Annotated in this window: 19 protein-coding genes; 17 read left to right on the forward strand and 2 right to left on the reverse strand. The window is 66.1% G+C overall.

Going from position 1 to position 22,049, the window contains the following annotated elements:
- The first annotated feature begins 9 nt into the window (after positions 1 to 9).
- The 7 genes from AACG97_RS19680 to AACG97_RS19710 all read left to right on the forward strand — a co-directional run bounded on the left by AACG97_RS19680 (position 10) and on the right by AACG97_RS19710 (position 7,145).
- Positions 10 to 720, forward strand: coding sequence for an AraC family transcriptional regulator (locus tag AACG97_RS19680; RefSeq protein ID WP_125855032.1), 711 nt, complete (start codon positions 10 to 12; stop codon positions 718 to 720).
- A gap of 103 nt (positions 721 to 823) precedes the next feature.
- A complete protein-coding gene (locus AACG97_RS19685; RefSeq protein ID WP_225786016.1) occupies positions 824 to 2,242 on the forward strand; it encodes an efflux transporter outer membrane subunit in 1,419 nt (472 codons plus the stop codon).
- 494 nt (positions 2,243 to 2,736) lie between these two features.
- Positions 2,737 to 3,882: an HlyD family secretion protein gene (locus AACG97_RS19690; RefSeq protein WP_125854863.1), complete on the forward strand. Its 1,146-nt coding sequence runs from the start codon at positions 2,737 to 2,739 to the stop codon at positions 3,880 to 3,882.
- The gene (locus tag AACG97_RS19695) at positions 3,872 to 5,386 is read left to right on the forward strand and encodes a DHA2 family efflux MFS transporter permease subunit (RefSeq protein ID WP_197886044.1); all 1,515 of its coding nucleotides are present in this window, start codon (positions 3,872 to 3,874) and stop codon (positions 5,384 to 5,386) included. The genes AACG97_RS19690 and AACG97_RS19695 overlap by 11 nt, the downstream gene beginning before the upstream one ends.
- Before the next feature lie 122 nt (positions 5,387 to 5,508).
- The gene (locus AACG97_RS19700) at positions 5,509 to 6,240 is read left to right on the forward strand and encodes a GntR family transcriptional regulator (RefSeq protein WP_110679937.1); all 732 of its coding nucleotides are present in this window, start codon (positions 5,509 to 5,511) and stop codon (positions 6,238 to 6,240) included.
- Between the two features lie 58 nt (positions 6,241 to 6,298).
- A complete protein-coding gene (gene soxR / locus AACG97_RS19705; protein WP_029886682.1) occupies positions 6,299 to 6,754 on the forward strand; it encodes a redox-sensitive transcriptional activator SoxR in 456 nt (151 codons plus the stop codon).
- Positions 6,755 to 6,896: 142 nt separating this feature from the next.
- Positions 6,897 to 7,145, forward strand: a complete 249-nt coding sequence (locus AACG97_RS19710; RefSeq protein ID WP_009683472.1) for a CsbD family protein — start codon at positions 6,897 to 6,899, stop codon at positions 7,143 to 7,145.
- Positions 7,146 to 7,391: 246 nt separating this feature from the next.
- Here the strand turns inward: AACG97_RS19710 and AACG97_RS19715 are convergent, their stop codons facing one another.
- Positions 7,392 to 7,688: a DUF3144 domain-containing protein gene (locus AACG97_RS19715; RefSeq protein ID WP_009683473.1), complete on the reverse strand. Its 297-nt coding sequence runs from the start codon at positions 7,686 to 7,688 to the stop codon at positions 7,392 to 7,394.
- A 396-nt stretch (positions 7,689 to 8,084) separates the two neighbouring features.
- Between AACG97_RS19715 and mtlD the strand changes: the two genes are divergently transcribed.
- From mtlD to AACG97_RS19735, 4 genes are all read left to right on the forward strand, one after another.
- The gene (mtlD, locus tag AACG97_RS19720) at positions 8,085 to 10,229 is read left to right on the forward strand and encodes a bifunctional mannitol-1-phosphate dehydrogenase/phosphatase (RefSeq protein WP_197886043.1); all 2,145 of its coding nucleotides are present in this window, start codon (positions 8,085 to 8,087) and stop codon (positions 10,227 to 10,229) included.
- Between the two features lie 253 nt (positions 10,230 to 10,482).
- Positions 10,483 to 11,265 (forward strand): aldolase, encoded by a 783-nt coding sequence (locus AACG97_RS19725; RefSeq protein ID WP_009683476.1) that lies wholly within the window; start codon positions 10,483 to 10,485, stop codon positions 11,263 to 11,265.
- Between the two features lie 45 nt (positions 11,266 to 11,310).
- On the forward strand, positions 11,311 to 12,198 hold the full coding sequence (locus AACG97_RS19730; protein ID WP_047149558.1) for a dihydrodipicolinate synthase family protein: 888 nt from the start codon (positions 11,311 to 11,313) through the stop codon (positions 12,196 to 12,198).
- 179 nt (positions 12,199 to 12,377) lie between these two features.
- Positions 12,378 to 13,586 (forward strand): MFS transporter, encoded by a 1,209-nt coding sequence (locus AACG97_RS19735; RefSeq protein ID WP_182369291.1) that lies wholly within the window; start codon positions 12,378 to 12,380, stop codon positions 13,584 to 13,586.
- 38 nt (positions 13,587 to 13,624) lie between these two features.
- Here AACG97_RS19735 and AACG97_RS19740 read toward each other — a convergent pair whose 3' ends face one another.
- The gene (locus tag AACG97_RS19740; RefSeq protein WP_115294499.1) at positions 13,625 to 14,923 is read right to left on the reverse strand and encodes a phospholipase effector Tle1 domain-containing protein; all 1,299 of its coding nucleotides are present in this window, start codon (positions 14,921 to 14,923) and stop codon (positions 13,625 to 13,627) included.
- Between the two features lie 229 nt (positions 14,924 to 15,152).
- Here AACG97_RS19740 and AACG97_RS19745 point away from each other — a divergent pair, with 229 nt between their 5' ends.
- Genes AACG97_RS19745 through AACG97_RS19770 form a run of 6 tightly spaced genes read left to right on the forward strand, consistent with a single transcriptional unit; the run spans position 15,153 to position 21,964 of the window.
- Complete coding sequence (locus tag AACG97_RS19745; RefSeq protein ID WP_009683481.1) at positions 15,153 to 16,112, forward strand: AAA family ATPase; 960 nt, start codon at positions 15,153 to 15,155, stop codon at positions 16,110 to 16,112.
- Between the two features lie 4 nt (positions 16,113 to 16,116).
- On the forward strand, positions 16,117 to 17,061 hold the full coding sequence (locus tag AACG97_RS19750) for a DUF58 domain-containing protein (RefSeq protein WP_009683482.1): 945 nt from the start codon (positions 16,117 to 16,119) through the stop codon (positions 17,059 to 17,061).
- Entirely contained in the window at positions 17,058 to 17,552 is a 495-nt protein-coding gene (locus AACG97_RS19755) for a DUF4381 domain-containing protein (protein WP_009683483.1), read from the forward strand. Before AACG97_RS19750 ends, AACG97_RS19755 begins: the two co-directional genes overlap by 4 nt.
- Positions 17,545 to 18,621: a vWA domain-containing protein gene (locus AACG97_RS19760; RefSeq protein ID WP_225786014.1), complete on the forward strand. Its 1,077-nt coding sequence runs from the start codon at positions 17,545 to 17,547 to the stop codon at positions 18,619 to 18,621. Before AACG97_RS19755 ends, AACG97_RS19760 begins: the two co-directional genes overlap by 8 nt.
- Positions 18,618 to 20,336 (forward strand): tetratricopeptide repeat protein, encoded by a 1,719-nt coding sequence (locus tag AACG97_RS19765; RefSeq protein ID WP_009683485.1) that lies wholly within the window; start codon positions 18,618 to 18,620, stop codon positions 20,334 to 20,336. The genes AACG97_RS19760 and AACG97_RS19765 overlap by 4 nt, the downstream gene beginning before the upstream one ends.
- Entirely contained in the window at positions 20,333 to 21,964 is a 1,632-nt protein-coding gene (locus tag AACG97_RS19770) for a BatD family protein (RefSeq protein ID WP_047149560.1), read from the forward strand. Before AACG97_RS19765 ends, AACG97_RS19770 begins: the two co-directional genes overlap by 4 nt.
- The last annotated feature ends 85 nt before the right edge of the window (positions 21,965 to 22,049 follow it).

The raw sequence follows: 22,049 nt of genomic DNA on the forward strand, positions 1-22,049 counted from the left end.
ATGCCTTGAATGCGAACACTGGAAATGGACTATGGCCACGGCGACCAAGTCGCCAGCCATTGCCACGCTGAAGACCAGCTGATCTATGCCGCCAGCGGGGTAATGCGCGTCAGCAGCGCGGGAGGCGACTGGGTGATCCCCGGCGGGCATGCACTGTGGGTGCCTGCCGGGGTCAGCCACGCCATCCGCATGCAGGGCATGGTGAGCATGCGCACGTTGCTGCTCGACGCCGGCATCGCGTGCTGCCAGGTCATCGTGGTATCCAGCTTGCTGCGGGAACTGATCCTGGCCGCGTCACGCATGCTCGACCGGCGTGACGGCGAGCATGCACGGGCATTGATCCTGAACGAGTTGTCCGCCGCTCGGCGCATCCATGCCTTCGTGCCCACGCCCTCGCACCCGCGCTTGCGTGCTTGGTGCGAGGGCTTTCTCCAGGACCCGGCCCAGGACCTGACGCTGGCGCAGTGTGGCGCGCAGTTGAACCTGAGTGCGCGCAGCGTGGCGCGGCTGTTTCAACGCGAACTGGGCATGTCGTATGGCGAGTGGCGCGCCCGCGCACGGGTAATGCTCAGCCAGCAATGCCTGGCGCAGGGGCAGCCGATTCTCAACGTGGCGCTGGAGCACGGTTACCAAAGTGCAAGCGCGTTCACCGCCATGTTCAAGCGCATCCTCGGCTACGCGCCGAGTGACTGGCAGCACAACCTCACACGCGGTCACTGAACAGCAGGTTGTCCCGCTTGCGCGCAGGCTTGTCCTGCTTGCGACAGCGCCGCTTCCCCATCCCTGGTTAACCTCGCATCACCCTCTTCAAGTGGCCTGTGTGATGCCTTTACTGCACTTTTCTCCCTTCACTGCCCGGCTGGGCGCCACGCTCGCCGTGCTGGGTGCCCTCACGGCGTGCACGCGGCAGCCGGCCCCCGCCGCGCCGCCACCCGTGCTGCAGGCAAACCCGTTGGCAGACCTGCCGGCGGGAGTCAGCCAGCAGCCGTTACCCGCGCGATGGTGGGCGCTGTTCCAGGACCCGCAACTCAACCACTGGGTACAGCTGGCCCTGGCGCATAACCAGGACCTGGCCCAGGCAGACGCCACTGTCCAGGCCATGCTGGCGGGTATCGGTGAATTCGACGCGCGCCGCTGGCCCGCCACTGCAGTGGAGGTTGGCGCAACCTATGGCAAGAGCGCCGATGACCAGACCCTGGCCGAGGCCACTGACAGCCATGCGCCGTCACAATGGCAATTCAGCCCCGGCATCGAGCTGGCCTACCAGGTGGATGTCTGGGGTCAGGTACGTGCGGCCATCGAGCGTGCCCGCGCTCAAGCCGATGCCAGCGCTGCAGCACGGGACTTGGTACGCCTGCAGGTGGTCACCCAGACCAGCCGCGCCTACCTGGCTCAATGCGTGTATGGCGCACGCCTGGCCCAGGCCAGGCAGTCGTTGCAAAGCCTCGAGCGCAGCGTGCAATTGAGTGAACGCCAGCAACAGGCCGGCGTGGCAACGGCGCTCGACAGCGAGCGCCTGCTGGGCTTGCGTGAGCAGGTGCGGGCGCAACTGCCGATGCTCGTTGCCAGGCGGCAAATGGCGCTCTACGAACTGGCCATGCTCAGTGGCCAGGCGGCTGCAGCACCGGTAGGCGACTGCAGCGCCATCCCCACGGTGTCGGTGCCGCTACCGCTTGGAGATGGGTGGCGCCTGCTCGAGCGAAGGCCGGATCTGCGCCAGGCAGAACGGGAACTGCGCGCTGCTGCGCTGGAGACCGAAATCGCCCGGGCGGACCTGTACCCGAAGGTCAGCTTCGGCGCCTCGTTGACCTCCTCCGCCGCTCACCTGGCCGACCTCGGCGACAGCCGCGCGGTGATGTTCGGGATCGGCCCGCTGATTCACTGGCAGTTCCCCAACCTGAAGGCCAATCGCGCGCGCGTTGGCAAGGCCCGAGCATTGCAGCAGGCGCAGGTCGCCCGCTACCAGGGCGTTGCATTGAATGCGCTGAAGGACGTGCGCCAGGCGCTGGCGCGTTACGCCGGTGAGCGGCAGCGCCTGCAGGCACTGGAGGCAGCGCTTGGCCATAGCCAGCGGGGCTTTGCCCTGGCCCAGAACAACTACCGCGCCGGCACGGCTGACGGCCTGGCATTGCTCGACAGCGAACGCGAACTGATCCGCCTGCGCGCCAGCCAGGTCGAGGCCCAAGGGCGCCTGGCGCAGGCACAGGTCAACCTGTTCCGCGCGCTGGGTGGTCGGTGGTAGCGCGCAGCAACAACCCACAGGGACCGCGCTGGGCCGAGAGCCTTTTCAATGATCAGGGAGTCGCTGCCCTGTAACAAACGCCAAGGCCAGCGCGGTCCCTGTGGGAGATTCTATGGTTCCTGGCAAGGGTAGCCGGAGCATCTTCAGCGCCTGTGAGATCGAGCGCCGCCCGCGCGGCGCAATCGCGAGCTGCGCTCGCTCCTACGTTTGTTTCGGGCCAGTAACGCCTGTGACAGGCGCGCGCGGCCGCCTTGTTTGTACGGCGCGATATTGAGGCATGCACCAAGGCGTTCGCGCGTGAATCCCACAGGAATAATTGGCCCGAAACAAACGTAGGAGCGAGCGCAGCTCGCGATCGCGCCGCGCGGGCGGCGCTCGCTCTAACAGGCGCTGCCATAACTTGTGGCAAACACCTGTCAGCCCTAAGGCGATCCCTGTGGGCTTGCCGGCGATGGGCTGCGCAGCAGCCCCAACATCAGAAATGGAAACCGAAAATGAATGCCGCCGTAGAACAGAACGCCCCCGCCGAAGCAGCACAGCAAGCCAGCACCAGACCCCGCCGCCGCCAGGCCTGGATCGCCGGCGGCAGCCTGGCGGCCGTCACGGTGCTGGCCTTCGCCAGCTACTGGCTCACCACCGGCCGCTACCTGCAAACCACCGACGATGCTTATGTCCGTGCCGATTGGGTGGCACTGAGCCCGCGCGTTGCCGGCTATGTTGCCAAGGTGGAAGTGGCGGACGACCAGCCAGTCCAGGCCGGCGATGTACTGGTACGGCTGCAAGACCAGGACTACCGCGCGCGTGTCGAGCAGGCCCAGGCCAGCGTGGCCGAAGCCCAGGCCGCACTGGCCGCCGCACAGGCTGGCCAACAGCTGGCGGCCGAGCGCATCAACCAGCGCCAGCACGCCATCCAGCAGGCTGAAGCGACCGTGCGCAGCGCCACCGCCGAGCGCCAACGCACTGCCCTGGACGTGCAGCGCTACCGCGGCCTGGTACGCGATCAAGCGGCCACCGCGCAGCGCCTGGAAAGCGCCAACGCCCAGGCGGCCCAGGCACAAGCGGCGCTGCAAGGGGCCCAGGCCGCGCTGCGCGAACAACGCGCTCAACTGGCCATGGCCAAGGCCCGCTCTACCCAGGCCGACGCCGAGCTGCAACAGCGCGCAGCCGCCTTGGCCCACGCCCAGGCTCGCCGGCAACTGGCCAGCCAGGACCAGCACGACACCGTGATTCGCGCCCCGCTCGCTGGCATCGTGGGCCAACGCCGCGTGCGTGCTGGCCAGTACGTGGTGCCCGGCCAGCCGCTGCTGGCAGTGGTGCCGGTACAGCAGGCCTACGTGGTCGCCAACTACAAGGAAACCCAACTGGCCCGCATGCGCCCCGGGCAACCCGTGGAAATCCGCGTCGACAGCTTTGCCGGCCAGCCACTGCACGGCCGTGTGGCCAGTTTCTCCCCTGCCTCGGGCAATGTCTTCGCCCTGCTGCCGTCGGACAACGCCACTGGCAACTTCACCAAGATCGTCCAGCGCTTCCCGGTGCGCATCCTGCTCGACCCAGCGCCCGCAGGCCCGCAGCTGCTGCCGGGCATGTCGGTGGTGAGCATCGTCGACACCCGTCCTGCCGAGGTTGCCGATGGCCACTGAGCAACCCGTCACGTTGCGCGCCTGGGTCGCCGTGCTCGGCGGCCTGTTCGGCTGCTTCATGGCCGGCATGAACGTGCATGTCACCAGCGCCGCGCTGCCGGAAATCCGGGGTTCGCTGGGCGCCAGCTTCGAGGAAGGCTCATGGATCTCAACCGCCTACCTGGTGGCGGAAATCGTCATGATCCCGCTGACCGCGTGGCTGGTCGAAGTGTTTTCGCTGCGCCGGGTGATGTGGACCGGCTCGCTGATCTTCCTGCTGGCCTCGGTGGCCTGCTCGTGGGCCCCCAACCTGGAAACGATGATCACCCTGCGCGTAGTGCAGGGCGCGGCCGGCGCGGTGCTGATCCCGCTGTCGTTCCAGTTGATCATTACCGAGCTGCCAGCCAGCAAGATGGCCATGGGCATGGCGCTGTTCAGCCTGGCCAACAGCGTGGCACAGGCGGCCGGGCCGTCGATTGGCGGCTGGCTGACCGACGCCTATTCATGGCGCTGGATCTTCTACCTGCAACTGTTCCCGGGTATCGCCCTGCTGTTCGCCATCGCCTGGTCGATCGACGCCAGGCCGATGCAACTCGCGCTGCTGCGCAAAGGCGACTGGCTGGGCATCGCGGCCATGGTGATCGGCCTGGGTGGCTTGCAGATCGTGCTGGAAGAAGGCGGCAGGCTGGACTGGTTCGGCTCATCGTTCATCGTTGGCATGAGCGCGATCGCCGGAATTGCCCTGGTGGTGTTCGTGATTACCCAACTGCGCGGCCAGCGCGCCTTCATCAATTTGCGCTTGCTGGGGCGTTACAACTTCGGCATCGCCAGTGTGGCCATGTTCATCTTCGGCGCGGCAACCTTCGGCCTGGTGTTCCTGGTGCCCAACTACCTGTCGCAACTGCAGGGCTTCAGCGCCCACGACGTGGGTGTAGCACTGATCGCCTATGGCGTGGTGCAGTTGCTGCTGGCGCCCATGATGCCGCGGCTGATGGGCTGGACCAGCGCCAAGTTCATGGTCGCCAGCGGTTTCCTGATCATGGCCCTCGGTTGCTGGCTGGGGGCAAGCCTGAGCGCCGACAGTGCCGACAACGTGATCATCCCGTCCACTGTGGTACGTGGCATCGGCCAGCCGTTCATCATGGTAGCGTTGTCGGTGCTGGCGGTGGCCGGGCTGGACAAGCGTGAAGCCGGGTCGGCGTCGGCCGTGTTCTCGATGCTGCGCAACCTGGGGGGCGCGGTAGGGACGGCCGGGTTGACCCAGCTGGTGGCCACCCGCGAGCGTTTCCACAGCGAACGCATCCACGAGCAGGTCAGCGTGTTCGAGCCGGGCATGCAGGAACGCATCAACCACACGGTGCAGAGCTGGTTGCCGCAGCAGCAACAGGCGCTGGAGGGGTTGGCGGCAACCATTCGCCGCGAAGCGTACCTGATGGCCTACAGCGACGCATTCTACCTGGCGTGCCTGGCCTTGCTCGGGTGCGCCCTGGCAGCGATGATGTTGCGGGCCAGGCAGAACACCTGAAAAGCGTCAGCGGGAACCGTGGGTGCTGGGCTGCACCGCAAGGTGCAGCCTGCTCGCCGACCACCCGGCACACGTCGCTGGTACACTCTCGGCCGACGACAGGTGCGAGACAGAACACAGGTATGAACCCGACGCGCTATGCCACTGTGGCCAAGGACTTGATGGCAGGCATTGCCAATGGCCGGTATCCGGTGGGCAGCCTGCTGCCAACCGAGCACGAGCTGTGCGACCTTTACGGTGTGAGCCGGCACACGGTACGTGCCGCGATCGACCAGTTGCTCGGCCAGGGGCTGGTATCGCGACGCAAGCGCGTCGGCACCCGGGTCGAGGCCAGCAGCCCCCGCGGGGGCTACACGCAGTCGCTGGCCAGCGTCGCCGACCTGGCACAGCTGGCGCCAGATCAGCGCTGGCAGATCCGCGATGTGCAGCACTTCGTTGCCGACCTGGGCCAGGCGGCACGGCTGGGGCTGGTGCCGGGTGAGCACTACTTTTGCCTGTCGAGCATCGCCGTGGCGCAGGCTGCGCCGCCGCTATGCTGCACCCAGGTCTATGCACAGCGGGACTACGGCGAAGTCATCGAACGCGCCCGCGAGCAGCCCGAACAGCCGATTGCCAGGCTGATCGAGCAGCATTACGGCCGCGCGATCGCGGTGATCGACCAGCAAGTACGGGCGGTAGCGCTGACGGCAGAGCTGGCCCACGCGCTGAAGGCGCAGGTGGGTTCGGCGGGGTTGCAGATCATTCGCCACTACCGCGAAGAGAACGGCGACCTGATGGCCGTGGCCGAGACGATCCACCCGCATGACCGTTTTACCCTGGTTACCCAGTTGCGCCGGGATCGCGCAGCGGGGTAAGCCGTTTCACAACTCAAGGCGCCCTTACAGCGCTCAACCCAAGGCAAGGTCGACAGGCATGGCAGCAGACAACACGCGGATGCTTACAGTGGGCGAAGTCGCCAAGCGCAGCGGTGTGGCAGTGTCAGCGCTGCACTTTTATGAAGCCAAGGGGCTGATCGCCAGCGTTCGTACGGCGGGCAACCAGCGCCGCTACCCTTCGCTGGTACTGCGCACCCTGGCGATCATCAAGGTGGCACAGCGCACCGGTATCGCACTGGAGGAAATCCGCCAGGCATTGAGCCGCTATGCGCCCAACAGCAAGCTGACCGCGGCGCAGTGGGGCGAAATGTCGAGCGCCTGGCGCGAAGACCTGAATGCACGCATCCGTACTCTGGAGGCGCTGCGCGACAGCCTCGACAACTGTATTGGCTGCGGCTGCCTGTCACTGCAGGACTGCCCCCTGCGCAACCCCGGGGATGTGCTGGCCAAGGAAGGGAGCGGCGCGCGGATTCTGGAAAAGAAGGCGCGCTAGCCTCGTCCACTCACGCCACGTGCGATTCCTTGCAGGGGCGTGTGGCTTGAAGGTGATGAGTAGTTGGAACCATTGCCGCCCTTCACCTCCCTAACCCTGTGCTATCAACCCAAAGCCGCTTACAGGAAGGAATATAGCCATCATGAAACGCGAACAGATCGAAGGTGTTGCCGAGAACCTTGCAGGCAAGGCGCAGAGCGCTGTAGGCCGGCTGGTCGAAGACCCGGCGCTGGAAGCCGAAGGCGATGCGCGTCAGGCGGCAGGCCAGGTGACCAAGACCTATGGTGATGCCGTGGACACGGTGACTTCGTTCGTCAAGGAAAAGCCTATCGCCGCACTGGCCATCACCGCCGCCGTCACACTGGTGATTTCTCGCCTGCTGCGCCGTTGACCCAAGGCGCAACAGGCGGTTCAGGGCCGGACATGGCGTCCGGCCCACGCCATTACCGGCTGGCGATATTGTAGGCAAGACAAAGGTGCAATACCTGTGTGAGCGGGCCCGCGAACACCGGCTCAGCCTGTGCCATGCAGCGCGCTGGCTTCTTCGCGGGCTTGCCCGCTCCCACAGGGATCGCATCAGGGCTGGCAGTTGTTGGCCAGAGAGCGCTGAAGAGGCTGGGGCGAGCGACCTGCGGTGTTAGTCATTCTTGCCCAACATGTACTGGTCAAAATGCTTGATATGCTCGTCCAGGTTATCTTCGAGCATCATCCGGTACTGCTCGCAGAAGTATTTCAGGATCTCGTCCCGCGCAGCGCCCAGTTCGGCGCCGCTCTTGAAACTGCGGGCGCTCATCCAGGCGCTGAAGCGCGCGGCACCGAAGGTCAGCGAGGCGCTAACCTTGCCCAGGTCCTCGACCCTGTCGATCTGCTGGTTGGCCAGTTCTATGTGCGCATCGGCACGGTCGTAGAAGGCCTGGTCGGTAGCTTGGGTCATGGCGGTTCACCTGGTTGTGCAAGACGAGCGAAAGGCCAAGCCTTGCATGTCGCGGCGCATACGTGCAAGGCTGAAAAAGGATTACCAAAGTCGAAAAAGGACTCACAGTACCTCATGCTCGGAATCACACGTATCCATCGCTATTCGCGCCCACTGCCTGCAAAACCGACTGCAGCCAGTGGGCGTGACCTCAAGGCCAAACGTGCCGCCCGCCTCGCTTCCAGGTTCGCCAACCTGCTGTGTACCCCCCGCTCCATCCCCCCTACATCTGCGTTACCCCCCAGCGCCCTCCTGTCGACCGCGTGCCCCCTACCTGACTGCCATTGCTGCAGCTCGCACGCCATGCTCGCCTGTTGCAGGCGGGATGTCCGACCCACCGACAAGGGGCAACAACCCATGCTTTTCTTTCACGGCAAACGCATCTTCAGCGCTATCTTCGATATGGATGGCACCCTCTTCGACACCGAACGCCTGCGCTTCAAGACCCTCAAGCAAGCGTCGCTGGAAATCTTCGGCAAACCGCTGGGCGAGCACACACTGCTCGGCTCTCTGGGCTTGAGCGCGAAAAAAGCCGAAGCCTTGGCCAAGGCGCATAACGGCGCAGACTTCCCCTATGCCGCCATCCGCCAGCGCGCCGATGAACTGGAGCTGGAGTACGTTCGCAATCACGGCGTGCCGATCAAGCCCGGCCTGCTGGAGGTGCTGGAGCGCCTGCGCAAGGCCGGCTTGACCATGGCCGTGGCCACCTCCAGCCGCCGCGCCATCGCCGAGGAATACCTGATCAACGCCAATGTGCTGAAGTACTTCGACATCACGGTGTGTGGCGATGAAGTCAGCCAGGGCAAACCCCACCCGGAGATTTTCCTGAAGGCCGCCCGCGCACTCAACTGCACGCCAGCGCAGTGCTTCATGGTCGAGGATTCGGAAAACGGCATGCTGTCGGCCATGCGTGCCGAGGGCCAGGCGATTCTGATCGAAGACATCAAGCCACCTGCCGCCGACATCAAGGCCGGCGCACTCAAGGCTTACCACAGCATGCCGGAGTTCCTTGCCGACCTGAATGCATGCGTGCCCGAGCTGGGCATGCCCGCGCTCAGCGAACCCTTCCCGGCGTCGTTGAACCAATTCCGTGTCGGTATTCATGGCTTTGGCGCCATCGGCGGCGGCTACCTGACCCAGGTGTTTTCCCATTGGGACGGCTACACCCGGCCCTGCGAAATCATCGCCGCTACCCGCTCACGCATGCTGCGCGAGAGCGTGAGTGCCTTCGGCAGCTACAGCGTGCGCTATGGCAGCACCTCGTTCGACCAGACCATCGACAATGTGCGCATGATCGACCTGGACGACGAACAGGCGGTGATCGCCATGTACAACGACGCCGAGATCATCGGCCTGAGCCTGCCTGAACAGGCCATTCGCAACCAGGCCAGGGTAATTGCCCAAGGCCTGCTGCAGCGCTTCGAGCGCCGCGGCCGCGAGCTGACGTTGCTGATCGTGCTGAACAAGGTGGGTGGCGGCGCGTTCGTGCGCCGGCATGTGCAAGCCGAGCTGGCGACATTGTGCCCGCCGGCAATCTGCGAGCAGGTAATGCTCAAGACCCATTTCGCGGAAACGGTAGTCAGCCGCATCGTTTCCAAGCTGAGCAACGATGCGCTGGTGCGGCAATTGCGGATCAAGTCGCAGATGTTTCGCAACAGCCTGGAAGAAGAGCCTGCCGCACCCCGCAGTACCTCGGCGCCGCCGGCTGAATACGAGCGATTGCTCGGGCATTTCAGGCCCTTTGCCCAGCCCAGCAGCGCCATGAGCCAACTGCACCTGGTGCTGTTCAACAGCGAAGCCGACATGCCGTTGTATGTCGAGCGCGGCAGCGACCTGCTCGAACGCCTGCGCCAAGTGCACACGGTGCCGGACATTGCCCAGATCCAGGTCATCAAGAACCGCCTGTGGAACGGCCCGCACGCGATCATTGCCTGGTACGCCAGCCTGCTGGGCCATGCCTGGGTGGGCCAGGGCATGGGCGACGCCCGCGTCAATGCCCTGGCCGAGCGGCTGATACGCCAGGAAGTGGCGCCCGCCCTGGAAGCGGAGTACCCGCAAATGACCGAGGTGATCAGCCGGTTCGCCGACGCCTTCCTGGCGCGCTGCAAAACCTCGTTCAAGGACCCGTGCGCCCGCGTCGGCCGCGATCCGCTGCGCAAACTGCAGCGCAATGAACGTATCCTCAGCAGCATCGAGCTGGCCGGCAAGCACGGCATCGACACCCCGGCCCTGGCCTTTGGCGCGGCATTGGCCATTCACCACGCCCTGCGCTGCGACGATGCGAAGAACCTGGACGCCCAGGCGATCAGGCAGGTGTACCTGGACCATGATCACCGCGTCGAGGCTGTGCTGACCTACCAGGGCATCTGCAACGGCAAGCGCTTCCCGGCCTTGAACCCGCTCAGCGACGCGCCGCTGATCAATGCCATTGCCGAGGCCTTCCGGCAATACCAGCACGCGCACCCGGCCCCGCTGCCCGCTTCGCGCTGCATAGGCGCGTAACGCGCGCCTTTTTGCCGCGGCGCCAGCTGCGAACACCGGCCCGGCCGGTGTAAGCGCCTGCGCCGCGCGCTTTGCCAACGCCCCCTCGCGCACCTCCTTGCCGCCCGGCCCGCCACCTCTGGAGCCCCACTGCAGGCTAATTGTGTCATTCCCTGCTTGATAATGACACAAGGTGTCATTATGATCGCCGTGTGTCCTGGCGACCTCCCTGTGTCGCTCAGCAATTCACCGCCCTTTCCTGCAGGTACCGCCTATGACGACCACCATGCACGCCCCCAAGGACCAACTGGTCAAGCACGCCCAGCAGCAGATGCTGACGGCCCTGGCCGACAACACCTACAGTACCCGGCAAAAGCTGGCCCTCACCTGCCGCATCCTGTTCGACGGCGGCCACGACTCGGGGCTGGCCGGGCAGATCACCGCCCGCGCCCAGGAGCCTGGCACCTATTACACCCAGCAACTGGGCCTGGGCTTCGACGAAATCGCCGCCTCCAACCTGCTGGTGGTGGACGAAGACCTGACCGTGCTGCAAGGCCGTGGCATGGCCAACCCGGCCAACCGTTTCCACAGCTGGCTCTACCGCGCCCGGCCTGACGTCAACTGCATCATCCACACCCACCCGCTGCACAGCGCCGCCCTGTCGATGCTGGAGGTACCGCTGGCCATCTCGCACATGGACCTGTGCCCGCTGTTCGACGATTGCGCGTTCCTCAAGGACTGGCCTGGTGTGCCGGTAGGCAATGAAGAAGGCGAAATCATCGCGGCGGCCATCGGCGACAAGCGCGCGATCCTGCTTTCCCACCATGGCCTGCTGATCGCTGGCGGCTCGATCGAAGAAGCCTGCGTGCTTGCCCTGCTGTTCGAGCGGGCCGCCAGGATGCAGCTGCTGGCCATGGGGGCCGGTGACATCCGCCCCATCCCCGAAGCCCTGGGCAAGGAAGCCCACGACTGGATCTCCACCCCTAAGCGTCATGGCGCCGCGTTCAGCTATTACGCGCGACGTGCCTTGCGGGCCCACGGCGACTGCCTGGCCTGACTCGAAGCTGTACTCTTCCCTCAACAACGGCAAAGGTGCCTGGTCATGTCTACACCTGTAATTCGCGGCGTCATCGGCTACACCATCACTCCCTTCTCGGCAGACGGCACACTCGACCTGGAGGCTTTGGGCACGTCCATCGACCAATTGATCAAGCACGGCGTGCACGCCATCGCGCCGCTGGGCAGCACCGGCGAAGGCGCCTACCTGAGCGACAGCGAATGGGAAAGCGTGGTGCGCTTCAGCCAGGCGCGCATCGCCGGGCGCGTACCCAGCGTGGTCAGCGTCTCCGACCTGACCACCGCACGCACCGTGGAGCGTGCGCGCCTGGCGCAGGCATGCGGGGCCACGGCGGTCATGGTGCTGCCCGTTTCGTACTGGAAACTCACCGAAGCCGAAGTGGTGGCCCACTACAAGGCCGTCGGCGCCGCCATCGACATCCCGATCATGCTTTACAACAACCCGGGCACCAGCGGCACCGACCTGTCGGTGGAACTGATCCTGCGCATCCTCGCCGAGGTGCCGAATGTGACCATGGTCAAGGAAAGCACCGGTGACATTCAGCGCATGCACCGCCTGTTCCAGGCCAGCAAGGGTCAGGTAGCGTTCTACAACGGTTGCAACCCACTGACCCTGGAGGCCCTGGTGGCAGGCGCGAGCGGCTGGTGCACCGCCGCGCCCAACCTGATCCCGGCATTGAACCTGGCATTGTGGGACGCCGTGCAGCAAGGCCAACTGGCCGAAGCCCGCACGCTGTTCTACCGCCAGTACGAACTGCTGGAATACATCACCCGCCGCGGCCTGCCCACCACCATCAAGGCCGGCCTGAAGCTGCTGGGCCAGGATGTCGGCGCGCCCCGCCTGCCGTTGCAGGCGCTGGATGCGCAAGGCAGCGACTATCTGAAAAACCTGCTGACCGAACTGGCTGCCTGACCCTCGACAGCGCAGCCCTGTAAGCGCGGGTTACCCGCGCAACAGGCAACGCGCTGGGTGGCGGGATCGCTGCCAGCGTTTGCATGGCCGCCTTCGGGCGCTGCGCAGCGACGCCCGCCACGCGGGCATTCCATCCCCTTGCCGTGCGCCAGGCGCGCACGCTGTCTACAGGTCCCGACATGCGCTACGTTGCTGCCCCCAAGCTGCTGACCCAGGTTGCCGCCGTACATTTCGTCAGCCATGTGCACATCATGCTGATCCCGGCACTGCTGCCAGTGCTGCCCTCCCTGCTGGGGGTCGGTTTCGTCGAACTCGGCGTGGCCTTGGCGGTGTTCAATATCGTCTCTGCCCTGGTGCAGGCCCCGCTGGGTCATGCCGTCGACCACTTTGGCGCGCGCAAGGTGCTCAAGGCCGGGCTGCTGTTGGGCAGCCTCAGTTTCCTGCTGCTGGCCGCCAGCCCCGGCCATGCGGTGTTGCTGGTGAGCATGGCGCTGGCCGGCCTGGCCAATGGGGTGTACCACCCGGCCGACTATGCGCTGCTGGCCAAGGGTATCGAGCCAGACCGGCTGGGGCGGTCATTCTCCATTCATACCTTCGCCGGCTTTCTCGGCTCGGCGGTAACCCCGGCAATATTCCTCGGTATCGCTGCCGTGTTGGGCACACGGGCAGCCCTGGCGACGGGCGCAGTGTTCGGCGCTGCTGCGCTGCTATTGATATCGCTGCCAGGCAGCGGGGTGTACCGGGTAACGGAGATGGGCAACCCGGGCAATGCCGGCGCGCCGCCGGCAAACGTACGAGTGCGCTTGTTCACCCCCATGATCGGCGTGCTGACAGTGCTGTTCATATTGCTCAACCTGAGCACCAGTGCCATCGAGAAATTCTCCGTTGCCGCACTGGTGCAAGGCCAAGGCCTGACCTTGGCCTGGGCCAATACCGCGCTTACCGCCTTCTTGCTCTGCAGCGCCGCAGGGGTGCTGTGTGGCGGTGCCCTGGCCGACCGTACCCGCCGGCATGGCCTGGTGGCGGCGCTGGCTTTCGCCCTGGCCGCTGTGCTGACCGCCGTGGTGGCCTTGGGTGTGCTGCGCGAATGGGCATTGGTGGTGGTACTGGGCAGCATCGGCCTGCTGACCGGAATGATCGCCCCGTCGCGGGATATGCTGGTAAAAGCGGCCGCGCCCAAGGGTGCCGAAGGCAAGACCTTCGGGCTGGTCTCGACCGGGTTCAACATCGGCGGCGCCGTCGGGCCAGTGGCGTTCGGCTGGATGCTCGACCGAGGGCTGCCAAACGGCATTTTCGTTGCTTCGGTAGCGTTCATGGTGCTGACGGTGATGCTGACCGTGGCGCAGGAGGGGTATATGGCTCGAAAACGCAGGAACGCGCAGCGATGAATGAATGGGGTGGCGAACCCCTGCCACCCCAGACACATTCACCCCACCGGGTTCCCATGCACCACCCGCCCCGCCACCCCTGGCCGGTTGACAAACAACACATCCAGCACGCTGTTACGCAACCCTTTCAGCGCGTTCCAGTTCGCCGAAGCGTGCACATACTTGTCGCGCAATAAGCGCTGCTCTTGCTCGCTCAGCGCCAATTGCCCGGTTTCGCCCAAGGCGAAGCCATGCAATTTTGCGCTGATCACCTGCAATTCAGCAGGCAAACGGTGCTCCGCCTGGCCGCCCAACGGCGCAAACGGCACACCAGCCCGTACCGCCAGCTCGCGCATCACGCTCAGGTAGACACGCGACAGGTGCCCGGCCACCTCCCGCTCGCGGGCTACCGCTGCGTAGACTTGCTTCTCTGCTTCACGCGGGTGGCCGCCAGCGATCGGCTCCTCCCAGGTGATCACCCGTGGCCGGGGTTCCCCCATGTCGGCAAAATCCGTCGCCAGCAGGCCCTGCATCACGGCATGCACGCGGCACTGCCCGGCAGGGGTCGCCACCGGCACGCGCTGGGATTGCGGTTTGCACAACAGCACCTGTTCCCATGTGGTTTCCGGGTAGCCGCCACCGATATTCGAGTGCACACCCGGCAGCACTATGTCGTGCCCACTGCTCACCAGCGGGAAGTTATGCCGCCGCTCATCCCGCGCGACCAGTTGTACCACCTGCCGGGCAATACCCGCCTCCAGGCCCAGGCGCAAGCCACCGTGGCGCTCATCGGCGGGGTCGAAGTCGCCCTGCAACGGCGCGATGATCGCGGCCACCGTGTCGAACAAGCCCATGAAGTTGATCGCGATGTCACACGCCACCGGCAACAATCCCCCGGCACCGTCGTGCAACAGGTTGGCCAGGTGGCGTACCGCCGCCGCGCCACGGCTGAAGCCGAACAAGTCGAACTCCAGGCGTGCCGGCACCCACTGCGGGTGCGCCTGGCACCAACCCTGCAGTTGCCCGGCAATCGCCTGCAACGCCTCGGCCACCCGGGCTTCCACGCCCGTGCGGCCACGCCCGGTGGCAGAGGCATACACCGGGTCGGTTTCACCGGCCAAGGTGCCGATGCCTTCCATGTAGCATTTGAAAAAGACCTGGCGCGCCTCGCCATCGGCCGCTTGCGCCGGGTACAACGCATGCAGCAGGGCTACGTTGCTCAGCGCATTGGCATAACTGCCGCCGTGCCCCGCCAATGCCGTGGCGTTGTGCTGATTGTTACCGGTGCCATCGAAGAACACCCCAAAACGCAGGGTTACCCGTCGAGGGGTCGGCGTACCGCCGTTGCTCGCTACCATCTTCGTGCCTTGTGCTTGACCCAAAAGCACAAGCAGGCGCCAGTACGCCGTCAGGCAACATCAGGCAATCGCCAAGCCTTCGTGAGAGTTTTCCATACCCAGGCCCGCTGCAGCGATAAATTTAACCCCGTGCCATTAGTCGCCGCCCCCCCGGATGGATTAAAGTATCAGCCCTTGCCAGGGCAGCTGCCGTCAGCCGCCTCCGGCCCCCTACCAGGAACCGTCGCCGATGGAACACCGTGAAGCGCTGATCGCGCTGCGCACCTTTCTTTCAACCCAGATCCTAGGCCAGGAGAAACTGGTCGAGCGGCTGTTGATCGTGCTGCTGGCAGACGGCCACATGTTGGTCGAAGGGGCGCCCGGGCTGGCCAAGACCAAGGCCATCAAGGAGTTGGCCGAGGGCATCGAAGCGCAGTTCCACCGCATCCAGTTCACCCCCGACCTGCTTCCGGCCGACATCACCGGCACGGAAATCTACCGCCCGGAAACCGGCAGTTTCGTGTTCCAGCAGGGGCCGATCTTCCATAACCTGGTGCTGGCCGACGAAATCAACCGTGCACCGGCCAAGGTCCAGTCGGCACTGCTCGAGGCCATGGCCGAACGCCAGGTCAGTGTGGGCCGCAGCACCTACGACCTGTCGCCCCTGTTCCTGGTCATGGCCACGCAGAACCCGATCGAGCAGGAAGGCACCTACCCGCTGCCCGAAGCCCAGCTCGACCGCTTCCTGATGCACGTGAAAATCGGCTTCCCGGACGCCGCGGTCGAGCGGCGTATCCTGGCACAGGCCCGCGGCGAAGCGCTGGGCGGCGAAGTGAAACCCGAACGGCGGGTCAGCCAGCAGGCGATCTTTGCCGCGCGCAAGGAAATCCTCAACCTGTACATGGCCGATGCCGTCGAGGAGTACCTGGTGCAGCTGGTCATGGCCACCCGCACCCCGGCCAAATTCGATACCGAGCTGGCCGACTGGATCGCCTACGGCGCCAGCCCGCGCGGTTCCATTTCGCTGGACCGCTGCGCACGTGCCCACGCCTGGCTGGCCGGGCGCGACTTCGTCAGCCCCGAAGACATCCAGGCGGTGCTGTTCGACGTACTGCGCCACCGCATCATCCTCTCCTTCGAAGCCGAGGCCGCGGGGATCGACCAGGACCGCGTGGTCCAGCGCATCCTCGACGTCGTCGCCGTTGCCTGACCCCATGCCCAATGCGCACCTGGCCGAACCTGGCATCCGCATCGGCCTCGCCGAGCTGATCGACATGCGCCACCGCGTGCGCGAAATCCAGCTGTTTTCCAAGCCCGGCCAACGCAGCCCGCTGGTCGGCCTGCACCATTCCAAGCTGCGCGGGCGCGGTGTGGACTTCGACCAGGTGCGCGTGTACCAGGCCGGCGACGACGTGCGCAACATCGACTGGCGGGTGACCGCACGCACCCAGGAGCCCCACACCAAGCTGTTCCACGAAGAACGCGAACGGCCTATCTTCATCCTGGTCGAGCAGAGCCAGCGGCTGTTCTTCGGCTCGGGCCTGATGTTCAAGTCGGTGCTCGCGGCCCAGGCCGCCGCCTTGTTCGGCTGGGCCGCGCTGGCCCATAACGACCGCATCGGCGGCCTGGTGTTCGGCGACAACGAGCACCACGAAATCAAGCCCCGGCGCAGCAAACAGAGCCTGCTGCAGTTGCTCAACCGCATGGCCAAGGTCAACCAGGCACTGCACACCGAGGCGGTTGCCGGGGCCGACAGCCTTGGCCTGGCCCTGCGCCGCGCCCGCGAAGTGCTGCGCCCGGGCAGCCTGGCCATCGTGATCTGCGACGAGCGTTCGCTCAGCGCACAAGTGGAGCAGCACCTGGCCATGCTGTCACGGCATTGCGACCTGCTGCTGCTGCCGGTGTCCGACCCGCTCGACCATGCCCTGCCGGCCGCTGGCCTGCTGCGTTTTGCCCAACGCAGCGCGCAGCTGGAGCTCGACACCCTCGACGCCAACCTGCGCCAGGCCTACCGCCAGCAGGCCGAAGCCCGCATCGAGCGGTGGGAGCTGCTGGCGCAAAAGCTGCGGGTGCTGCTGATGCCGCTGAGCACGCAAAGTGAAATGATCGAGCAATTGCGCGAATACCTGAGCGCACAGCGCCCGCGGAGCGCGTCATGAACCCGCTCGATCAGTTGCAACCGCTGATCGAACCGGCGCCCATCGGCCTGTGGCCGCCAGCACCCGGCTGGTGGGCATTGCTGGTCATCCTGCCAGTGCTGGGCTGGGGCCTGTGGCGGCTGCGGCACTGGCGCCCGCGCAAGCGCCGTGTCGTACGCGCCGAGCAACCGCTGGACCCGGTGCGGGTAGAAGCGCTGGCCGAGCTGGCACGCCTGCCACGCCCCTACGACGGCGCCCCCGCCGGCGCCTGGCTGCAACAGATCAACGCCCTGCTCAAGCGCCTGTGCCGCAGCCACTACCCGGGCGCCAACAGCCATACCCTCAACGGCCGCCAGTGGCTGGCATTTCTCGACAACCGCTGCCCCGCAGCCGGCCTCACACGCTGGATGGTGCTGGTCGAAGGCGCCTATAAACCCGAGTGCAAACTCGACGACAAGGCCATCGCCGGGCTGAGCCAAGCCGTCGAAACCTGGATCCGCAAGCATGTTTGAACTGGCCTGGCCGTGGGTCTTTGCCCTGTTGCCGCTGCCGTGGCTGGCGCGCCTGCTGCTGCCCGCCGCCGACAGCGGCGAACCGGTACTCAAGGTTGGCTTCCTCAACGAACTGGAAGGCCTGGCCGGGCGGCGCGCGCGGCTGAACCTGCCCACCTGGCGCCAGCAAGGGCCATTCGTGGTCATCTGGCTGTTGCTGCTGTGCGCTGCCGCGCGCCCGCAATGGCTCGGTGACCCGGTGCCGGTGGCGGCCAGCGGCCGCGACCTGCTGGTGGCGGTGGACGTGTCCGGGTCGATGGACTTCCCGGACATGCAGTGGAAAAACGAAGACATCAGCCGCCTCGACCTGATCAAGGCCCTGCTCGGCGATTTCCTGCAGGACCGAGAAGGCGATCGCGTGGGCCTGATCCTGTTCGGCAGCCAGGCCTACCTGCAGGCCCCGCTCACGTTCGACCGGCGTACCGTGCGCACCTTCCTCGACGAAGCGCAAATCGGCATCGCCGGCAAGAACACGGCCATCGGCGACGCCATTGGCCTGGCGGTGAAACGCCTGCGCCAGCGCCCGGCGCAAAGCCGGGTACTGGTGCTGATTACCGACGGTGCCAACAACGGCGGGCAGATCCACCCGCTGACGGCAGCCCGCCTGGCAGCCCAGGAAGGCGTGCGCATCTACACCATCGGCATTGGCGCGAACCCCGAAGCCAGTGGCACCCCAGGCCTGCTCGGCCTCAACCCGAGCCTGGACCTGGACGAAGCCGCACTCAGGGAAATCGGCGAAATCACCCACGGTGCCTACTTCCGCGCGCATGACGGTGCCGAACTGGACGCTATTGGCGACACCCTCGACCAACTCGAACCGGTGGCCCAGCAACCGACCCAGGCCCGCACCGCCCAAGCCCTGTACGCCTGGCCGTTGGCCCTGGCGCTGCTGCTGAGCGTGCTGCTGGTGGTGGCCGTGCAATGGCCCGACAACCTGATGCAGCGCCTGCTGCGCAAGCCGCGCTTCTTGCAGCCACACCCGGAATGGCGCCAACGCCTGAAGCGCTTGCGCTTGAGGAGGCGGCGATGATCGACCTGTGGCCGCAATGGTTGCGCCCGCTGTGGCTGCTGGCCGTGCCCTTGCTTGGCTGGCTGCTGTACAAGCTGTGGCATCGGCGCAAACGCGCCGGGCGCTGGCAGCTGATCCTGCCGCCGGCATTCCACGCTGTGCTGCTGGGCGGCGGCAACGGCAACACCAGCAAACTGCCGTGGGTGGCGCTGGGGTTGGCCTGGCTATTGGTGATCCTGGCCCTGCTCGGGCCCAGTTGGCAGCGGGTGGAAGAAAACCGCCAGCGCCCGGCCGACCCGCTGGTGATATTGCTGGAGCTGACCCCGCAGATGCTCGCCGAGGACAGCCCGCCCAATCGCCTGGAACAGGCCCGGCGCAAAATCCTCGACCTGCTGGAGCACCGCCGCGACAGCCAGACGGCGCTGGTGGTCTATGCCGGCTCCGCACACACCCTGGTGCCGCTGTCCGATGACCTGGCCACCACGCGCAACCTGCTGGAGGCCATCGACCCGTCGATCATGCCCAAGCCCGGCCAGCGCGCCGACCTGGCCGTGCAGAAGGGCCTGGCCCTGCTGGCCCAGAGCGGGCTCGGCCAGGGCCGCCTGCTGCTGATCGGGTCGTCGCTCAGCGCCCCGGAGCGCCAGGGCATCGCCCAGGCCCTTGGCCGGCAGGGCCCAAGCCTGCTGATGCTGGGTATCGGTAGCCGTGACGGTGCCCCGGTGCGCCAGGCCAATGGCGAATACCTCAAGGATGACCAAGGCGGCATTCTGGTGCCCCGCCTGGACAACGCCAGCCTCAAGGGTTTCATCAACGGCACCGGCGGGCGCTACCGGCATGCGCGTATCGACGACCTGGACCTGCGCGGCCTGGGCCTGTTCGACCAGCCGCGGGCCGGGCGCAACGACGGCCAGACCCTGCAGCTGGACAGCTGGGCCGACCAGGGCTACTGGTTGCTGATTCCGCTGCTGCTGCTGGCCGCGTGTGCCGGCCGGCGCGGTTGGCTGTTCTGCCTGCCGTTGCTGCTGGCCCTGCCCCAGCCCAGCCAGGCTTTCGAGCTCGATGACCTGTGGCTGCGCCCCGACCAGCAAGGCCAACGCCTGCTCGAGCTGAACCGCCCAGCCAGCGCGGCTCGGCACTTCCAGGACACGCAGTGGCGCGGCCTGGCGCTGTACCAGGCGGGCGACTACGCGGGTGCGGCCGAGGCATTTTCCCAAGGCGACACGGCCGCCGACCACTACAATCGAGGCAATGCACTGGCCCGTGCCGGTGAGCTGGAAGCGGCCCTGGACGCCTACGAGCAGGCGCTGGAGCGCCAACCCGATCTGCAAGTGGCACTGGACAACCAGGCATTGGTGCAACAGCTGCTGCAACAGCGCCAGGCCAAGGCCGAGGAACAACCGCCCGGTAACGATGCCCAAGGCACGCCCGGCAGCGACACCGAAGGCAACAGCAGTTCGGCCAGCAGCGCCGCCCAGGGCACCCCCAGCGGTGATGAACAAGCCAGCGCCGAGCAGCCAGGCGAAAGCAGCAGCAACAGCCAGGGCGCACCGGGTAACCAGCCGGGTGCCGATGAGGGCGTCATCCAGCCGCCCCAGCGCCCGGTGTCGACCAGCCTCGACGCCGAACAGCGCCAAGCCCTGGAACAATGGCTGCGGGAGATCCCCGATAACCCGGCGGAGCTGCTGCGGCGCAAATTCTGGTACGAACAGCAACTGCAACAGGAAACCCCACGATGAGTCGCTTCGGCGTCTTGCTCCTCTCCCTGCTGTGGGCCACCCTGGCCCAGGCTGAACCCCTGCTGCAGGCCAGCGTCGACCGCACCCGCCTGCAGGCTGGCGAAAGCCTGGAACTGACCCTGGAAAGCCAGGACGTCACCCAGTTCGGCAAGCCCGACCTGCGCGCCCTGGAAGGCGACTTCGAGGTGCGCGGCACGCGCCAGCTGAACAGCCTGCATACCCTCGACGGTGAAACCCGCGCCAGCACCCGCTGGATCATCACCTTGCTGCCGCGGCGCAGCGGCAGCCTGCGTATCCCCGAGCTGCAGCTGGGTCAGTCACGCAGTCAGGCCATCGACCTGCAAGTGCTGCAGGCCGATGCCAGCCGCCAGGACACTTCACAGGTGTTCATCGAGGCCACCCTCGACAGCCCCGACGTCTACGTGCAGGCGCAGGCTGTGCTCACCTTGCGCATCTATCACTCGGTGGCGCTCTATGACGACAGCAGCCTGAGCCCGCTGCAGCTGGAAGGCGCCAAGGTCGAACCGCTCGGCGAATCGCGCACCTATGAAAAGGAAATCAATGGCGTGCGCCACGGCGTGATCGAAACCCGCTATGCCGTGTACCCCCAGCAAAGTGGCACGCTCGAGATCCCGCCACTGACGTTCAGCGCCACCGCCGCAGCCAGCAGCGACGAAACCCCGCAAGCCAATGGCACGGCCCGTGCCGGGCACCAGGTACAGGTCAGCTCGCTGCCGCTGCGGCTGGCGGTACGCCCGATTCCCGCCGCCTGGCCTGCGGGTGTGCCGTGGTTGCCGGCGCGTAGCCTGACACTGGAAGAGCACTGGAACCCCGACCCCGGCAACCAGCAGGTACAGATTGGCGACTCGCTGACGCGCAACATCACCTTGCGCGCCGAAGGCCTTTCCAGCACCCAGTTGCCGCCGTTACCCGCCACCGAGATCACCGGCCTGCGCCGCTACCCCGACCAGCCGCTGCTGCGCAACGAAATCAACGAACGCGGCATGACCGCCAACCGCGAGGAACGCGAAGCACTGGTGCCCACACATGCCGGCACGTTGGCCCTGCCGGCGCTGGAAGTGGCGTGGTGGAACACCCGTGAAGATCACCTGGAGCACAGCAGCCTGCCGGCGCGTACGCTGAACGTGCAAGACAACCCGGCATTGAGTGCCGACAGCCCGGTGGGCGATAACAGCAGCGCCAGCAGCGCGCTGTGGCCTTGGCAATTGGCGACTCTGCTGTTCGCCCTTTCCACCGTACTGGGCTTCGCCCTGTGGTGGCGCGCCCGCTCGCAACCGGCGGTGCTGCGTGCGGCGCAGAACGGGCCGAGCCCGCGCACCTTGCTGGATGACCTCAAGCGCGCTTGCCTGGCGAACGACCCCCAGGCCACCCGCCAGGCGCTGGACGCCTGGGCCCGGCAGCAACCGGAGACCCTGGCCGAGATGGCGGCGCGCTTCGTGCCGTTGTCGGATGCGCTGGATGGGTTGAATGGCGCGTTGTACAGCGAGAGTGGGCAGTATTGGCAGGGTGAGGATTTGTGGCGGGCGATCGGCACGATACCGCCGGCCGAGCAGGTGTTGTTGCCGGCTGGGGAGAACGGCAGCTTGCCGCCGCTTTATCCCAAGTAGCCGGCTGCCTGCCAGGGCCTCTTCGCGGGCATGCCCGCTCCCACAGGTACGACGTATGCCTGAGCGTTACGCGGTACCTGTAGGA

The sequence above is a fragment of the Pseudomonas sp. Nvir genome, assembly GCF_963778085.1.
In the GTDB taxonomy this organism is placed as follows: Bacteria; Pseudomonadota; Gammaproteobacteria; order Pseudomonadales; family Pseudomonadaceae; genus Aquipseudomonas; species Aquipseudomonas juntendi.

Coding starts and splice junctions, on each gene's coding strand:
- AACG97_RS19680 (WP_125855032.1), top strand. CDS start 10: ATGCGAACACTGGAAATGGACTATGGCCACGGCGACCAAGTCGCCAGC.
- AACG97_RS19685 (WP_225786016.1), top strand. CDS start 824: ATGCCTTTACTGCACTTTTCTCCCTTCACTGCCCGGCTGGGCGCCACG.
- AACG97_RS19690 (WP_125854863.1), top strand. CDS start 2,737: ATGAATGCCGCCGTAGAACAGAACGCCCCCGCCGAAGCAGCACAGCAA.
- AACG97_RS19695 (WP_197886044.1), top strand. CDS start 3,872: ATGGCCACTGAGCAACCCGTCACGTTGCGCGCCTGGGTCGCCGTGCTC.
- AACG97_RS19700 (WP_110679937.1), top strand. CDS start 5,509: ATGAACCCGACGCGCTATGCCACTGTGGCCAAGGACTTGATGGCAGGC.
- soxR (WP_029886682.1), top strand. CDS start 6,299: ATGGCAGCAGACAACACGCGGATGCTTACAGTGGGCGAAGTCGCCAAG.
- AACG97_RS19710 (WP_009683472.1), top strand. CDS start 6,897: ATGAAACGCGAACAGATCGAAGGTGTTGCCGAGAACCTTGCAGGCAAG.
- AACG97_RS19715 (WP_009683473.1), bottom strand. CDS start 7,688: ATGACCCAAGCTACCGACCAGGCCTTCTACGACCGTGCCGATGCGCAC.
- mtlD (WP_197886043.1), top strand. CDS start 8,085: ATGCTTTTCTTTCACGGCAAACGCATCTTCAGCGCTATCTTCGATATG.
- AACG97_RS19725 (WP_009683476.1), top strand. CDS start 10,483: ATGACGACCACCATGCACGCCCCCAAGGACCAACTGGTCAAGCACGCC.
- AACG97_RS19730 (WP_047149558.1), top strand. CDS start 11,311: ATGTCTACACCTGTAATTCGCGGCGTCATCGGCTACACCATCACTCCC.
- AACG97_RS19735 (WP_182369291.1), top strand. CDS start 12,378: ATGCGCTACGTTGCTGCCCCCAAGCTGCTGACCCAGGTTGCCGCCGTA.
- AACG97_RS19740 (WP_115294499.1), bottom strand. CDS start 14,923: ATGGTAGCGAGCAACGGCGGTACGCCGACCCCTCGACGGGTAACCCTG.
- AACG97_RS19745 (WP_009683481.1), top strand. CDS start 15,153: ATGGAACACCGTGAAGCGCTGATCGCGCTGCGCACCTTTCTTTCAACC.
- AACG97_RS19750 (WP_009683482.1), top strand. CDS start 16,117: ATGCCCAATGCGCACCTGGCCGAACCTGGCATCCGCATCGGCCTCGCC.
- AACG97_RS19755 (WP_009683483.1), top strand. CDS start 17,058: ATGAACCCGCTCGATCAGTTGCAACCGCTGATCGAACCGGCGCCCATC.
- AACG97_RS19760 (WP_225786014.1), top strand. CDS start 17,545: ATGTTTGAACTGGCCTGGCCGTGGGTCTTTGCCCTGTTGCCGCTGCCG.
- AACG97_RS19765 (WP_009683485.1), top strand. CDS start 18,618: ATGATCGACCTGTGGCCGCAATGGTTGCGCCCGCTGTGGCTGCTGGCC.
- AACG97_RS19770 (WP_047149560.1), top strand. CDS start 20,333: ATGAGTCGCTTCGGCGTCTTGCTCCTCTCCCTGCTGTGGGCCACCCTG.